We start from the raw sequence: 15,239 nt of genomic DNA on the forward strand, positions 1-15,239 counted from the left end.
TTGATTGAGTTTTTTCTTCTTAAAACTTTAAAAGTTTAGCTTAAAGAAGCACGGCTGCGCCCGTAACTGGTACGGAAACCAGAATGGGGTTTGCCTTGAATTAAATCCCAATAGTTGACGTTATCAACATCGAAACCGACTTCATTAGCTGTCCGATTGAGCATGGATTGTTGCCTGTTCTTGACGGCGTGATGATGACGCATCATTAAGGCTCTAGCTTGTTCTTGAGTAGACATTTATGTATCCTCCGATTGCTTTAGTGATATTTCACTGAATTTTTCCTTACAAAATAACTATAACAAGAAAATTCTGTAACAATCACTACAGAATAGCTTTATTTACAAATCTTAATGTTATAGTTTTGAAACATAACCGCCTGAAACAGACAAGTTGTCTGATCACGAAGACAAGTTAAGCTAGATCACAGCAAAGGGTGCGAGGATTGGGAAAAATCCTTCGCGGTGCTAGTAAAATATGGTTGTTTCTTGACCGATGTCCTAGACGTGCCATGGCACGTCTCTACAACCCCTGCTCCTCTACACCTACTGTTGGCTCAGATTCAGGCAGAATGCGGACACGGGCAAATTTGAGTCCTGTGATTCCTTGCAATTTTTCCACCGTGCTGGATTCGATATGGGAATCCACCCAACCTTCACGGGCGAGGAAGCGTAAGTATTGTTGATATTCTGTCCATTCGGCTTGGCTGGAATAGACAATAGTCAGCATCCCCGGTTGGGTGATGCGAGTTTGGGTGGTGGCGTCTAGGGCTTTATCAATTCGTTTTTTGACGATTTCGTAGCGGGTATCACGGGTGCTACTGCGTAAATCGAAGATTTTTTCCGTTTGTTCGTCGTGGAAAATATCCACCGTGGTTTCTTGTACTAATACTAGATGAGTGACTTGTAAGGGTGTGTTAAAGCGATCGCGCATTTCAAAACACGTCCTCGCACAGTCACAGATAGCCCGTAGCTGTTCGTAGCGCAAACAGTGGAGATGGAATACAGTAAACTGCGAGTTAATCGAAGCCCCGGCGTAGATCATGTGATCAATGCCATCCGTGAGTTCGTGATCACAATAGTGGGGGATAATCTGCTGCATCCGCACTTGCCATCGTTCCCAGGTTTGGCGTAGTTGTTCGTTAATCTCATAAATCATCCGATCATAGCGATCGCGTGCGGTATAGATACACTCATGAGGATTGTCGCACGCTTGTTTATAGGCGTTTACCGCGTCAACCGCCGCGTCGCCACAGTCTTGGAAATATTCAAAATAAATTTCCAGATGATTCTTTAGGTACTTAATCGCCGTCACCTCTTCATCCACCGTCACTCCCTTGTCTAACCGTTCAATATAAGCTGACAAATCTAGGCGCAATTGTTGCAACAAGGGCAACGGTTGAGATTCATTCGCCGCATCCACTATCGCCATTGCCAAATTAAACTGGCTGAGTAAATCGGCTTGGATTGCCCGATTTCGTTCATTTGACGAACCCCGAATATCGGAAATCCCATACATGGGATGGACATCAGTAAACACAATCGGTTCTGGGGGAAGTCCCCAACTACGGCGTTCTGCTTCTTCCAGAAACCGCCATTCTACAGCAGGATGGATATGATTAAATTGACTTTGAGCCGCTTGACGCAGGGCGGCGGTTAAGGCGGGGATTAAGGCACAAGCATGGTTGATATCCAGGGAATCGAAATTATCCGCCTGATCACTGGTTAACCCCACCATTCCCATTAAATTTTGGCTAGGCATTTCGGCTTCAGCCGCCGAAACCGTGAGGGGAATCAGTAAGAGGGAACGAGTACCTTGGTTGAACAAGGCTTGCTCACATTCCGTTTGACAATGACTTTCTAAATTGGCGACTATCCAAACCTGATTTGCTTGGGCGGCGGCTTGGAAATGGGAACCTTGTAGGGAATCCCAGGTATAGACTTGGGTTTGAATCAGTTGATCATTTTCACTGGTGAACAGTTTCACCTCTTGGCGCTTCACCCGCAACAGCAGAATCTGATCAGCACGAAATAGCGATCGCATTTTTTGATCGAACAGGCGAAACTTCTCGGAACGCAAGAGGGAGTCGCGTTCAATTAGCAAGCTAATCAGTTGTCGAATCGTTTCTTGATGGGTAACATCCAATCCTTCCCATAAAAGTTGACCCTTAACCCGATAATTGTCTAGATTTAAACGTTTTTCCCAGATAGGATTAAGGATAATTTGCCGAATCGGTTGTTGGGAGAAATCGATATCCGAAAATTCATCAATTTCTGGATTAATCCGTTCAACCGTTAAATGTTCCGATCGCAGCCAAAATTGGACACAATGGGGTTCGGAATCAGGGGAATTATCGAGAGCCGCGATAACAGGTTCATCTAAAAAGCGCCATTGGCTATGATTAATTTTATATACATCTCGTAATATTAGCGCCAGTAAATGACGCCGATATAACTGTTCGAGGGTTTTAGCATCAACGTTTATAAATAAATCAAATAGGTGAATACCCTGGTTTTGTAAGTTGCCCGTGGGAGCATCAATCCCAGTTAAGCGACAAAAAGCATGATTAGCATAATACAGAGCGAAGTTCCCCGGCTCAACCCACGCCATCAACAGTTTGCTATGGTGCTGGAAACGCGCCAACCAATCATGATTTCCCGAATTCGCCTGATTTGTCATCGTCGTGCGATCGCTAAATGTTGATTCATCCGTTACGGGTTGAGAATGGGAATTAGAGTTAGACATCGCAGGCGGGTTAATCTCCGGGGAATTGTCGGGAATGGAGTATCGGTTTTTCTGCCACATCAGGGTAAAAGGGTGATGAAACCATAAGCCATCTTTCCATTTGATCATAGAATTTAAAACTTGACAAGTGAAGCGAAATATAGTCTTAAAATTTTGCAAAATTTTCTCATAAAACACTTGTCATGAGTCACGATTAAACTAAACCCCATCGTAGTGGCGTGGCACACCTTAATTAGTGGATTAGAATTGTAGGGGCGCACCGACTGTGACCTCTTGTGTTCTTTCGACTTTTCGCGATCGCGAAAATCAGATAATATACAAGAGACTGTTTGAAACCACCGCTCAATCAATTGTAGCTCTGGGGAATGAGAAGGTAAAAATTCTAAATGTATGCCTTGAGGAACCTCTACTTTGTCACTAGTATGCCAGCCAGCTTGATCAACAACCAAGATTACCTGCTTTTTCCTACCGATGTTAAAGTGTTGCGCGAAATCTGCCAACACTTTGTTAAATAACTGAATATTGACGTAGGGTAGTATCCACCAATAGGTTTGACCAGATTTTGGGTGAACAAAGCCATAAAGCCACAACCATTGAAAACGCCAATTTACCTTCGCCGTTGGGACTGTCCACTCATCCACCCAAGTACGTCGAATTACGGGTTTGAGTCCCACTCGATGTTCATCTATTGCCCATACTTCTATGTCGAATTCTGGATGGGCTTTTTGTACAAGTTGTACCTTTTTCTCCAGATTTTTTTTTCCACTAGGCCTGTTCTTCTTGGCTCGCTTCTATATGTTCAGGTCGGGGCACTCTGAGACGAAAACCCATTTGTTTAAGATATTCCCATCCCCTTTGACGACTGACAGGACGACCGAGCAACTCAGCTATCCAGTCTGCTACCTTTCTTCCATTCCACTGTCCTCCATCCATTGGTGGCTCTTGTCGTGCCTGCCAAAGCAACGCTTGCTGCACATCATCTAATAGCGGTTCACTACTTCCTTGATTTGAGCTACGTTGGTCTCCCAATGTCTGTGGTCTAATACGGTTGTAACCCCAAACCAACTCATAGATCCAACTACGGCTATAGCCTGTGGCTGCTGCTACTTTTTCTGTTGTTGTACCTTTGGCTAACAACCAAATGATCTGATAGTGTGTCCGCTTTACTGGTTCCTTAGCTTGTCGATAGCCCATTTCTAGCTCTTCCAAGCTTAGATGTGGTTCGATTGTTACTCGTTTTGGCATTGCTCTGATATGAATCATGCACCCGGATTTATATTATGGGTGATTTGCCGGACATGATATCAGACATAGGATAGGGTTCAGGATCATCGGGCAAAATGAAATCGTCGGGAAGTTTTTCCCAGGTGACAAGGGGTTCTTGGTGTTTGGCGGAGGTTGGAGTTTGCAAAATCATCTGAGATTGTTTAACCTTGGCGGTTGTTATATCTTCTAGCGCTAAAGCGCCGACTACGAACGAACAAATGGTGCGATCGCACATTCAGCAATAGTCTCGATAAATTAAATCTTACCTGTTGCCCGCTCGGTACAATGAACCATGAACCATGAACCATGAACATTCAACCATGTACCCATTTCGGCTTTGTGCGATCGCGTTGCTTCTTTGTATTACTTTATTCGGCACTTCTCTACCCGTTCAAGCCGCTAGCCAAGTTAGTCCCAAATTAGAAGAACAAGTGTTGCAAGTGATTCGCGAACACCCAGAAGTGATTCTGGAATCCGTTCAGGCGTATCAGCAACGTGTCCAACAGCAACTCCAACAAGCCCAGCAAGCGTTTGTTCAGGAACTGAAAACCAATCCTCAAGCCGTTATTGAGGACTCACCGACGACAGGGACGTCTCAGTCCAAGATTGTCATGGTAGAGTTTTCCGATTTTCAATGTCCCTATTGTGGCAGGGCGCATAAAACGGTGCAACGGTTTATGGCAAAGCATCAAGATCAGGTGACGTTGACGTATAAACATTACCCTTTAGCCTCAATTCATCCCCAAGCTATCTCAGCCGCCAAAGCAGCGTGGGCGGCGTTTCAACAGGGGAAGTTTTGGGAGTATCATGATGTGCTGTTTACTCAGCAGGAAAAACTGGGGGAGTCGTTTTATATTGAAACTGCCAAGAAGTTAAATTTAGATGTAGACCAATTTAATCGCGATCGCAATAGCCAAGCAGCAGAAACGGCGATTAGTCAGGATATTCAGCTAGCGGAGAGTTTGGGAATTACTGGAACTCCCTTTTTTGTTATGAATGGGGAGGTGTTTACTGGGGCGATAGAATTAGAGGAAATGGAGAAACGTTTCACTCGTGTTAAACAGTCGTTATAAGTAGGGATTGTTGAATAGGGTGAGGGAAGGGAACAGGGAATAGGGAACAGCAATTGTAGAGACGTGCCATGGCGCATCTGGAAGCTGGGGAGGGACGATAATGGGTGTAGGGGCGACCCGCTTGCATCAATTAATAACGGTGTCCACTCAATTGACTCGGGTCGCCCTTTACTCAATGACGAATGACAAATGAAAAACTTAAGGTGTAATCTCTTGCAATTGGTTTCCCGGATTAATTTCTGATGTTTTTTCATCCGTTTCGGTAGAAATAAACGGTTCTGTAGAAAAAGGTTCAGACGATTCTTCTTGCTCCTCTGAATCCCTCCTCACCAGTTGAACAGTTCTCTCAACTTCTTCCTTAAAATGCTGCTTTTGCAAATATTCAGCCATCTTAATTTGAGCCGTATCGTAGGCGGATGTACCTGGCGAAATTTGGGAAAGATAGTTCAACGCGCTCTTAAAATCTCGTTGGGCGGCTTGGTTATAGGCTTGTTGTAAAAGATATTCCGCTTTAATGCGTTGTTTTTCTTCATATTCGGCTAACTTCGGTTGAACTTTAGCCGCCGTTGTTGTCTCTAGAGGAATTTGGTTGAGCAAGTTCAACGCCCCAGTAAAATCCTTTTTTTGAGCTTTGGCATAAGCTTGATTCAGTAGTTGTTTAGCTTCGGCTTCTAACTCAGGTTTGGCTTGTTCCACCAAGGATTCAACTTTACGCCGCCAAAAGTGGACACCATTCATCTTACGAGCTTCTTCCAACACATCCCGCCATCGTTTTTCCTTCAACGCTTGTTCAGCAGCTTGGTATTGAGCAGCGGCTGTGTGCCATTCCCGTCGCCACCGTTTGAGGCTAGTCTTAGAATCCTGATACAAAGCACTCTCTTGGGGAACCGATTTAGCCAGTGCGATCGCCTTTTGAAAGTTTCCCGCATCATATTCTGCCCTCGCCCGTTCCAATCGGTCAAGATCCGGGTTCGATGGAACAGCATTCAACAGAGAATAAAGCCCAAATGAGATCACCACAGTATTACAGGCGGCGATGCTCACTCCCATACCCTTTAAAACAGGGGGTAGCTGGAAAAACCAACGGAAATCGAATAGCGTCGCTTCGGCTTGAGGTTCTAATGCGACTCCATCCGATGACTTTTTGTAACTCACTATAGACTGCTGCTCCATAAAACCTATCCAAAACACTTATCTGGCGTGGCATTTCGGTGTTTACTTCCTGCTGCTTCGGGGACTTTTTGATGGCTTACCCTTGCTCAAGTCACCCTCATTTTCCATATTTCTATAGATGAACAATTTTTCCGGAATCCCATCAGGTAAAGTTTCAGGAGACAGTAGGGGTGCAGCTAACTTTTCACGGGCTATTATGGCTGAGACAGGGTGTAGGGTGTAGAGGGTAGAGAACATTTGGAAACTTGTCCCTCAAATACAGTCAATTCCTCTGCGCCCCTCTGCGCTACCCTCTGCGCCCCTCTGCGTTGAAAAAATATAATTCCGAGTGCGTAGTGCTACATTACACTCAGTCGGTGTGGGTTTAGTTACATCTGGGTTAGCCAAGAAACGATAGTAGTGAAACCCGCCCCTACAAACCAGGTTCCCTCAAAAATATTCCTCTACCAAGGACTACCAATCATTGTAAATGCCGCCCAGTAATAAGGATGAGAAAAATCTTGATTACCTCTGCCTTTTAGTTCCGAGGGTAAAGGAATTCCCCCCATACCAATACCGTGTAATTGACCATTCTCCAGACGCACCTGTCCCCGTAACATAGCAATTTGGGCGCGTTGTAATGCTTCTGCTTTAATCGTCACGTCAGGTTGACTCAATTGCCGATAAAACTCGCTCATCAGCGCCAATGTGCTGCCATCACTGACATACCAAAGACTGGCTAAGGCAGATTTCACTCCCGCATTCACCGCTAATCCAGCAAACCCTAACTCCGCATTCGCATCGCCAATAGCGGTGCGACAAGCACTCAAGACTAATAACTCAACTTGAGGCGACTGATTCCAACCGATTTGCCTTAGCTGATTTAACCGGAGTTTTTCATCCCAGAGTTGAATATAGGAATGACTGGGGTCATTTGGTCGGAAGTCAGCGTGAGTGGCGAGGTGGATAATGCCAAATTGCTGACGCTGTTGTTTCAGGTTGTTTAGGGTAAAGTCTTCATTTAAAAAAGATTGACCTGACCATAATTCTTTAGTAATAATCTGCAATTCATTCGGTACAGCGGGAAGCGGGGATAAATCTTTGAATTTAGATGCTCCCATGGCTAAAACTTGGGCATTTTTGATTGTGTTATAGCGGTGATTGGTGAGACTCATGCTGGGTATAGAACCAATTGAATATTTTTCTACAAGAAATTGGTTGCCATCGTGAAGTGCTGTCATGGGAATTGTCCGCAAACCTGCGTCCATACAAAATATCAGCGTATCAATTCCCTGTTCTTCTAGCTCAGATTCTAGAGGGGCAATTATCCAATTATAAAGTTGTTGCGCGGGGGCGAGGTAGGCTTTGGGGCGATAGACATCGGTGACGGTTTGGCGAAATTCTGTCAAGGTTTTCTGTAATTCTTTGGCATTGGCGGTTGGGATTCTCTTGCGAATAGGATAACCTTGAGGAAGAACTAACAGCAGTTCTAGATGGTTGGTCAGTGAACGTACATAGACAACGCCGGAACTCTTTCCCGTTTGCTCCTTTAGAGTGGTTAGAGTGTCTCGCAAGCCTTCGGCGGTGATGATTTCACGGCTTAGATTTTGCTGAAAATACTTCTCAAATTGCTCCTCAAACAGTTGGTCAGTCTGACCCACTGATAATGAAGTCTCAAGATTGAGCGAGAGAGTTCCTGGAGTGTAAAAGCGCTGCACAATCCTTTTTTCTCCCGTTTCGGGATCTTCCTCAATTTCGATTTCGGCTTCTAAACCCTGCCCAATTAGATTGTTTAAAGACTCGATAATATCTACGTCTGTCTCTAGGTCGGGTTTGGCTTCTCGAATGAGTGATTCATCGGGAATGAAAGGGACAGGGGATGATAAAATTTGTATCCGTTCTTCATCCTGGGTATGGCTGAAGAAATAGACTTGATTGGGTACAATTGTTTGGTCTGGTGCAGCATCACCTCGGGTCATTGCGCCTCGGATACCGTTGGTTTGGGAATTACCAACAATAAATGGCATGATTCCCCCATGACGGATAATAATGCTGCCACCGTCTGTCCCTCCAGCCGTAGAAATACTGGCATTAATACCATTCTGGTCGATGAAAGAGTCAGTCGCCCGGAAGAAATGGTTGGTTGTAATTTCAACGTTTCCGCCTATACCATTGAGACTCTGAGTATTAATGTGACTAACAGTAATCCTGTCATTAGCAGTCAGCTTACTATTGCCACCATTGCCAGAAGCGGAGGTATCCAGAATACCTGTGGAGATTTGTCCGTTGTGGCTGAACAAATTAATCCCGCCAGGGGCAGTAATATCACCCGTTTTGATCGTATTCTCGGCTGTGATATCTATCCCGGCTCGATTATTGGTGGTAATATTACCTTGAACCCATAAACGTTGCAACGGTTGCAAGCTGCCAACCTGATCATTAAACTGAACAATACCACTACCGGGATTAAGGGTGAGATCGTAGGTTCCGTCAACAGTACTATTAAAAATAATGTTACCGGAGTTGGGGATACTCACCGAGAAATCTCCAGGTAAAATTAGGGGACGGTTGAACGTAATCTGGTTACCTGCATTAAATGTAATTGGTCCTGGAGTTCCAGACGCAGAACCCGAGTCTAAATCCCCAGTCGTGATAGTGTTACGGGCATTGAGTGCGATCGCGCCTCCTTTGCCTATACTTGATCGGGTGTAAATTGTCCCCGCATCAGTATTGATATTTCCTGAAAGACTCGTCAGCGTCACCGCTGCGCCTGGATTGTTAATCGTACCTGTGATAATATCTTGGTGCGCCAGTAGCCTAATGTCACCGTTTCCGGTTAGAGTAAATCCAGTGGTATTGATCGAACCATCACCCATGGGCGATCGCAATGTCACCGAGTCATTAAACGTCACATCATCAGCCAGGGTAATCGCGCCACTGCTGTTATTACGCCCGATGGTTATAGACTCGAAACCCTGTTGTAAGGCGTTGATATCCCGGACTGACAGGTCTAGTGTTTCTGTGTTAGTATCGGTTTCACCGTTAAGCGCGATCGCGTGACTGGGATTAAACGGTTGTAAAGTCAAAGTCCCATTCCCCGATACATTCCCGAAAAAATTAATTTCGTTACCTGTTAATTCAATATCGCCAACAAGAGTAACATCATCACGGTATGTTTGACCCAACTCTCCGTTCGTTATCACATTACCACGAGTTTGAGTCATACCCTCGGCATCGGTAGTCAGACTCTGAACGGTTACAGAACCCTTAAATTGGGTGATACCTGTACTATTGATGTTTAAGTTTCCCAGATTAACCGTATTCCCGACACTATCCTCAAACGTAATATTACCCGTACCTGAATTTAGCGTCAGGTTTTGGCTATCAGGCGTGACACCATTGAGCGTATTGGTGAATATCATATCACCGCCAACCGTCATCCCTGTGGTGGTGAATATGGTATCTAGTTGAGTTAGAGTAACAGTACCATTTAAGCTGATATTACCACCACGTCCAGCACCCGCAGAGGTATTAATAGAACCGGGATTAATCGTGTTAGCCGTGAGAGTAACATCTCCCCCATCCCCGGTTGCGGCGCTAGTATTGAGGATACCGCGATGAGTGTCGATAATCCCGTTATTGCTAGTGAGGGTAATCTCCCCACCTGGATTAATAATATCGCCCGTTATAATATCTTGATTCGCGTCTAGGTGAATCGTCGCGTCATCGATTCCGGTTAAGGTATACCCTGTAGTCGTAATCGAACCTGAGTTGGTTTGCGATCGCAAAATTACTGGATCATTAAAGGTAACATTATTAGCTAGGGTAATTGCGCCACTACTATTCGCGCCACCAATAATAATTTGCGAAAATCCGTTTTGGAAACTAGCCAGTGTATCGGTATCCAGGTTTAATGTATTAACAGCAGTATTGCCAATCGTAATTCCTAAACTAGGGGTTAACGGTTGTACCTGTAATTGTCCTTTACCCATTAGGTTAGACATATCATCAACATCCAACGTATCCGTCGTTAGCGTCAAGTTCCCCGTTTGCGTTTCTTGTCCCAACTCTCCATTATCTGCTAACTGAATTCCATAGGAATCCATTCCTGTACCACTAACACCAATTACATCGACTGTCCCGCTATTCGTTCGCACCTGGGAGGATTTCCATATCCGTACTCCTTGATTATCACTTGTACCCATCCCACCGATGCCATTTAATCGGATAGTTCCATTTCCAGTCACTTCCACAATGGAACCTTCAGCAATTTCCACGCCATCACTTTGAGTTGTTGAACCTTGTCCAACGCCCGTCAGATTAATATCGCCATCGGCTGAACTAATTCTGATATTACCAACACCCAGAACAATACCATCATTGGCTTCATTTCCCGCGCTACTTCCCGTACCATTAAAGGTTATAGTACCACTCCCTCTGGTTTCAATAATGGGACCCATACCACCGGAAAAGTTATCGACCCGAATGCCACTATTTTCATCTCCTGACCCTTGTCCTATTCCGGTTAAACTAATAGTGCCATCCACTGAACTGATTTTAGTATCTGCTTCTAAAAGAAAAATTCCCCGATTGTCATTTCCCCCCATCCCACCTGTTCCCCTCAGCGTGATATTGCCTGTGGTGCTTTGAATTATTGCCCCGGTTGTGACTAAAATACCAAGGGCAGAATCGGTACCATCGACGCCTTTACCTGTAATCGAAATATCACCTATACCCGAATTGAGTTCAGCACCCTGAAGATAGACACCAGACGCTTCAACTGATGTAGTTGTACCTGTACCTACAGCAGGATTGGTCAACGGATTACTACCACCCCCCAGAATAATATCACCACCATTAGAATTGATAACTGAACCAAAGTTGAGGAAAATAGACCCCGCACCACTCCCATCTCGGTCAGCATTGAGAATAACATCTAACTTCCCGATATTATTAGCTGTTATATCTGCACCAGAATCCAAAATAATACTATTATTTGCTTGTAGCGTAAGCGCAGTATCAGCCGTCCCCGAATACCTGATATCCGCATTCAGATTAATATCGTTATCGGCAAAAAGTGTCAGGGACGAGTCACTACTCCAGGTAATCGGATTATCTACAGTAATTGTTCCCGCACCTGACAAACCGGAAGCTGTCGAAACGGTGACATTACTTAAAGCCAATTGATTCTCTAGAGTCGTCGTATTAAGAATAGAGGGAGTCGTTATCGTGTCGGAAAATATGCCCCCAGCAAACGTCATACTTCCGCTATCCGTTGCGGTACTAATCGTAATATCTGTTGGGTCTAATAATAGCGTTCCTACTTGACCCGCAGGCGCTAACAAATCGACAACACCTTGAAAATCCAAACCCTGTTCTCCCGAAACTTCAACAAACCCACCATCACCGCCATTCAATCCACCACGGGCGCTGATGCTACCCAAAAAACGGGTGATTTCATCTGACCAAAGAATCACGTTTCCACCATTCCCATCAATCAGCGCATCCGCATTAATTACTGAATTTTGACCCACATAAGTTTGTAAAGCATTGGGAATTGTACCGCTTCCCTGATACTCTCCGCCAATCCGTACTGTACCCCCACCATTCGCACCAGAAGCATTAATCGTCGCGTCAATAAGTCCCACGTTATCACCTAAAACGTTAACCTCACCACCAATCTGGGGTGAAGCTGAAAAGTCTGGCGTCGATACATCCAAATTACCGGAAATAATAGCTGTTCTGGCTTCAGTCGGTAGGGTTATCCCCGATTCAGTTAACTGCACCTCGTTCGTTGGAGAAACAGTCAATCCTGTATCTACTGTTTCCCCTGTACCCGTTAACAATACTGGCAAATCCAGAGGATTTAGCTGTAGCGGTTCATCGGTATTACTTGAACCTGGAGAAATCTCCAAACTCAACAAGTTTCCCGGTTGACTAATACGGACTAAATTTTCACCCGGTACAGCCGCAATGGTAATCGTTCCTCCTGGTGCGGTAAGTTGTCCTGTGTTAATCACAGTACCCCCCAGTAACGTTAAATTCTGCCCCTCGGCTACCGCTAAATTACCAGCATTCACAATACTCCCCGGCTGGGAAATGTCAAAGGCAAATTGATGGGGAACACCCACTAAACTTTGGTAGTCATTGTTACCCAAAGCATTAAACCAATTATTATTGCCAAATCCAATACTCGTAGCGGTGGTTGCAGTAAAGTCAGCCGGAACATTTAACCGGGCGTCTGAACCAAATACAATTCCGGCTGGGTTGAGTAAAAATAAGTTAGCATTGCTTCCAGTAACTTGGATTAAACCATTAATCATCGACGGATCACCGCCAATCACCCGCCCTAAAATATTGCGCGTCTGGGGATTCGCCAGAAAATTGGCAATTTGACCAGAATCGAGTCCAAACTCCTGGAAACTATGAAATAGATTTGCCCCATCTGCGGAAACGCTACCTCCTTGGATATCCAAGCGGTTACCATCAGGTGTAACCTGTGTCCCTGTTCCATCAGTCGCTGGTGTAATCGGTTGAGAGACTAGCGGCGTCGGTGTGAACGCGGCGACTAAGCAGAAGGGGATAAGCAGTCGATACATGATTTTCATGGTGATCCTTCCCTATCCAGTTGTTAAATCCCTACCATCTCAACCGGTTGCTTGACGGGAATTCAATGTATTTTTTTTATAACACAATGAATAGGATAAGAATTGAGGATTAATCAGTTTTTTTGAGGTTTATAAAAAATAGCAACATATCTTAATCTATTTTGGGTGTTACAGTTGATGCTTTTTATTCTATGGCTTAATTTTGTTGATTTAATCAATATACTGTTACAAATAGTGAAGAGTTGAGAAAAATTTAGAGTCTAAATTGTCAGTTTAGCCCTAGCCGTTAGTGGTGTGTAATATCACTAGGGCATCTGTCAAGAAACCGGCTTTCTTTAGGTGAAACGCCAATATCAGAGTTGTCATGCTCACGAGAAACCCCGTTTGGAGGGAATACTTGAGCCGACTATGGTATTATCAGTGAGCGAAACTCTATAATTCGGTAGCAGATCACCCCTATCTCAATCATGGTTGCAGTCGCGATTTTAGCAGCAGGACGCGGGACACGGATGAAATCCAAGTTGCCCAAGGTATGTCACAATTTGGGTTCCTTGTCAATGGTGGAACGAGTTCTCAAGAGTTGTCTTGGTGTCGATCCGTTGCGGTGTCTGGTGATTGTCGGTTATCAAGCAGAACTTGTGAAACATTCTCTCGCCGAGTTCCCAGATATCGAATTTGTGGAACAAACGGAACAATTGGGAACCGGTCATGCTGTACAACAACTCCTCCCCCACTTAGAAGGATTTACGGGGGATTTGTTGGTCTTGAATGGTGATGTTCCCCTATTGCGCCCCCAAACTCTGCAACAATTATTAGACACCCATAAAACCCATCAAAATGCCGCGACAATCTTAACCGCGCAACTGCCGAATCCGCAAGGATATGGGCGAGTTTTTTGTGATGGACAAAACCTGGTCACTCAGATTGTAGAAGATCGAGACTGCACCACCGCCCAAAAGCAGAACCGTCGAATTAATGCGGGAGTCTATTGTTTTAATTGGCAGAAATTGGCAGAAATACTGCCGAATCTACAGTCAAATAATGACCAAAAGGAATATTATTTAACTGATACGATTCATCAACTAAAACCAGTGATGGCGGTTGATGTGGAGGATTATCAGGAAATTTTAGGCATCAACAACCGCAACCAGTTAGCCGAAGCCTACCAGATTTTGCAGGATCGGGTGAAGGAAGCCTGGATGATGGCGGGGGTGACATTAATTAATCCCGATAGTATTACCATTGATGACAGCGTAGAATTACAACCGGATGTCATTATTGAACCCCAAACCCACCTGCGGGGGAAAACCGTAATTGGTTCCGGGAGTCGGATTGGACCGGGAAGTCTGATTGAAAATAGTCAGTTAGGGAAGAATGTCACGGCGCTGTTTTCGGTGGTGAGTGATTCGGTGGTGCAAGAGAATAGCCGAATCGGACCCTATACTCATCTTAGAGGGCATGTCAGCGTCGGGGAATCTTGTCGGGTGGGGAATTTTGTGGAACTGAAAAACGCCCAAATTGGCGATCGCACGAATATCGCCCACCTGTCTTATCTGGGGGATGCGACGTTAGGGGATCAGGTGAATATCGGCGCAGGAACGATTACCGCTAACTATGATGGGGTACAAAAGCATCGCACTCAAATCGGCGATCGCACGAAGACAGGTTCCAATAGTGTGCTTGTTGCACCCATAACCTTGGGCGAAGATGTCACAGTAGCGGCGGGTTCAGTCGTAACTGAAACGACACCTGATGATTGTCTGGTGATTGCGCGATCGCGTCAAGTCGTCAAACCCGGTTGGCGTCTCAATTTTCCCACCCCGTAGGGGCTTGGTTCCCTTTTTTATTGGTGGGTTACGGCGGATATCTAATTTTCCGGTAACTTTTTCAATTGAATCACCGCCTAACCCACCCTACGGGTATGACTGTGCTATCGGTAATACTATTATTTGCTCATCAATCTCTAACGCCATGGTTTCCTGGCGTAATTCCTGCTGCAAATAGCCAACAAAGTTTTAAACCGTTGGCAAATGTTACAATCACCCTAATCACCCATTTTCCTGTAACCAACTTGATAACTCTTCTAAATTGTTGAAATCAAAAATATCATTTCCGAGACGTTCCAACTGGTCAACCGATAAGTTTTGAATTCCCTGACTTATTTCTGACGGAATTGATCCAAATTGTCGCTCTAGGAAACGGAATATCCATCGGATATTCTCTTCTTGACGACCTTGTTCTACTCCTTCTTGTAATGCCTCCTGCTTTGCCTTAACAATCGATCCCCGTTGGTCTTCCAGGAACATTTCTTGCTTCCGCAATTTTTCCACTTCCTCTACACTAAAATTCGCTTGATTGGCGATATTCATCGCTTTATCTAGTTCCGGAAATTGGCTAA

At 44.9% G+C, this 15,239-nt stretch carries 10 protein-coding genes; 2 read left to right on the plus strand and 8 right to left on the minus strand.

What is annotated here, in order from left to right; all coding sequences use genetic code 11:
* Nucleotides 1–35: 35 nt before the first annotated feature.
* The 5 genes from RIG66_RS09140 to RIG66_RS09160 all read right to left on the minus strand — a co-directional run bounded on the left by RIG66_RS09140 (nt 36) and on the right by RIG66_RS09160 (nt 4,243).
* Nucleotides 36–236, minus strand: coding sequence for a hypothetical protein (locus tag RIG66_RS09140; protein ID WP_446377271.1), 201 nt, complete (start codon nt 234–236; stop codon nt 36–38).
* A 283-nt stretch (nt 237–519) separates the two neighbouring features.
* Nucleotides 520–2,850 (minus strand): GAF domain-containing protein, encoded by a 2,331-nt coding sequence (locus RIG66_RS09145; RefSeq protein WP_446377273.1) that lies wholly within the window; start codon nt 2,848–2,850, stop codon nt 520–522.
* A 5-nt stretch (nt 2,851–2,855) separates the two neighbouring features.
* Complete coding sequence (locus RIG66_RS09150; protein ID WP_446377289.1) at nt 2,856–3,494, minus strand: IS630 family transposase; 639 nt, start codon at nt 3,492–3,494, stop codon at nt 2,856–2,858.
* Between the two features lie 13 nt (nt 3,495–3,507).
* Nucleotides 3,508–4,005: a winged helix-turn-helix domain-containing protein gene (locus RIG66_RS09155; RefSeq protein WP_446377275.1), complete on the minus strand. Its 498-nt coding sequence runs from the start codon at nt 4,003–4,005 to the stop codon at nt 3,508–3,510.
* Nucleotides 4,006–4,015: 10 nt separating this feature from the next.
* Nucleotides 4,016–4,243 (minus strand): hypothetical protein, encoded by a 228-nt coding sequence (locus RIG66_RS09160; protein WP_446377277.1) that lies wholly within the window; start codon nt 4,241–4,243, stop codon nt 4,016–4,018.
* Between the two features lie 64 nt (nt 4,244–4,307).
* On the opposite strand from RIG66_RS09160, the gene RIG66_RS09165 reads away from it, so the two are divergent.
* Nucleotides 4,308–5,081, plus strand: a complete 774-nt coding sequence (locus RIG66_RS09165) for a DsbA family protein (protein WP_446377279.1) — start codon at nt 4,308–4,310, stop codon at nt 5,079–5,081.
* 198 nt (nt 5,082–5,279) lie between these two features.
* Here RIG66_RS09165 and RIG66_RS09170 read toward each other — a convergent pair whose 3' ends face one another.
* Together RIG66_RS09170 and RIG66_RS09175 are read right to left on the minus strand one after the other, a co-directional pair.
* Nucleotides 5,280–6,236 carry a hypothetical protein gene (locus RIG66_RS09170; RefSeq protein ID WP_446377281.1) on the minus strand — a complete coding sequence of 319 codons (957 nt, stop codon included), beginning with the start codon at nt 6,234–6,236 and terminating at the stop codon, nt 5,280–5,282.
* Between the two features lie 461 nt (nt 6,237–6,697).
* Complete coding sequence (locus RIG66_RS09175) at nt 6,698–12,832, minus strand: CHAT domain-containing protein (protein WP_446377291.1); 6,135 nt, start codon at nt 12,830–12,832, stop codon at nt 6,698–6,700.
* A gap of 476 nt (nt 12,833–13,308) precedes the next feature.
* Here RIG66_RS09175 and glmU point away from each other — a divergent pair, with 476 nt between their 5' ends.
* On the plus strand, nt 13,309–14,667 hold the full coding sequence (gene glmU, locus RIG66_RS09180; RefSeq protein WP_446377283.1) for a bifunctional UDP-N-acetylglucosamine diphosphorylase/glucosamine-1-phosphate N-acetyltransferase GlmU: 1,359 nt from the start codon (nt 13,309–13,311) through the stop codon (nt 14,665–14,667).
* 222 nt (nt 14,668–14,889) lie between these two features.
* Here glmU and RIG66_RS09185 read toward each other — a convergent pair.
* Nucleotides 14,890–15,239, minus strand: a 350-nt coding sequence (locus RIG66_RS09185; RefSeq protein WP_446377285.1) for a DUF4351 domain-containing protein, incomplete at its 5' end; no start/stop codon positions are given.

The sequence above is a fragment of the Coleofasciculus sp. E2-BRE-01 genome, from assembly GCF_040221695.1.
Taxonomy (GTDB): domain Bacteria; phylum Cyanobacteriota; class Cyanobacteriia; order Cyanobacteriales; family Coleofasciculaceae; genus Coleofasciculus.

Excerpts from the sequence above, each read along its gene's own strand:
- RIG66_RS09160 (WP_446377277.1), bottom strand. The coding sequence starts at position 4,243 with ATGTGCGATCGCACCATTTGTTCGTTCGTAGTCGGCGCTTTAGCGCTA.
- RIG66_RS09165 (WP_446377279.1), top strand. The coding sequence starts at position 4,308 with ATGAACCATGAACATTCAACCATGTACCCATTTCGGCTTTGTGCGATC.
- RIG66_RS09175 (WP_446377291.1), bottom strand. The coding sequence starts at position 12,832 with ATGTATCGACTGCTTATCCCCTTCTGCTTAGTCGCCGCGTTCACACCG.
- RIG66_RS09140 (WP_446377271.1), bottom strand. The coding sequence starts at position 236 with ATGTCTACTCAAGAACAAGCTAGAGCCTTAATGATGCGTCATCATCAC.
- RIG66_RS09155 (WP_446377275.1), bottom strand. The coding sequence starts at position 4,005 with ATGATTCATATCAGAGCAATGCCAAAACGAGTAACAATCGAACCACAT.
- glmU (WP_446377283.1), top strand. The coding sequence starts at position 13,309 with ATGGTTGCAGTCGCGATTTTAGCAGCAGGACGCGGGACACGGATGAAA.
- RIG66_RS09145 (WP_446377273.1), bottom strand. The coding sequence starts at position 2,850 with ATGATCAAATGGAAAGATGGCTTATGGTTTCATCACCCTTTTACCCTG.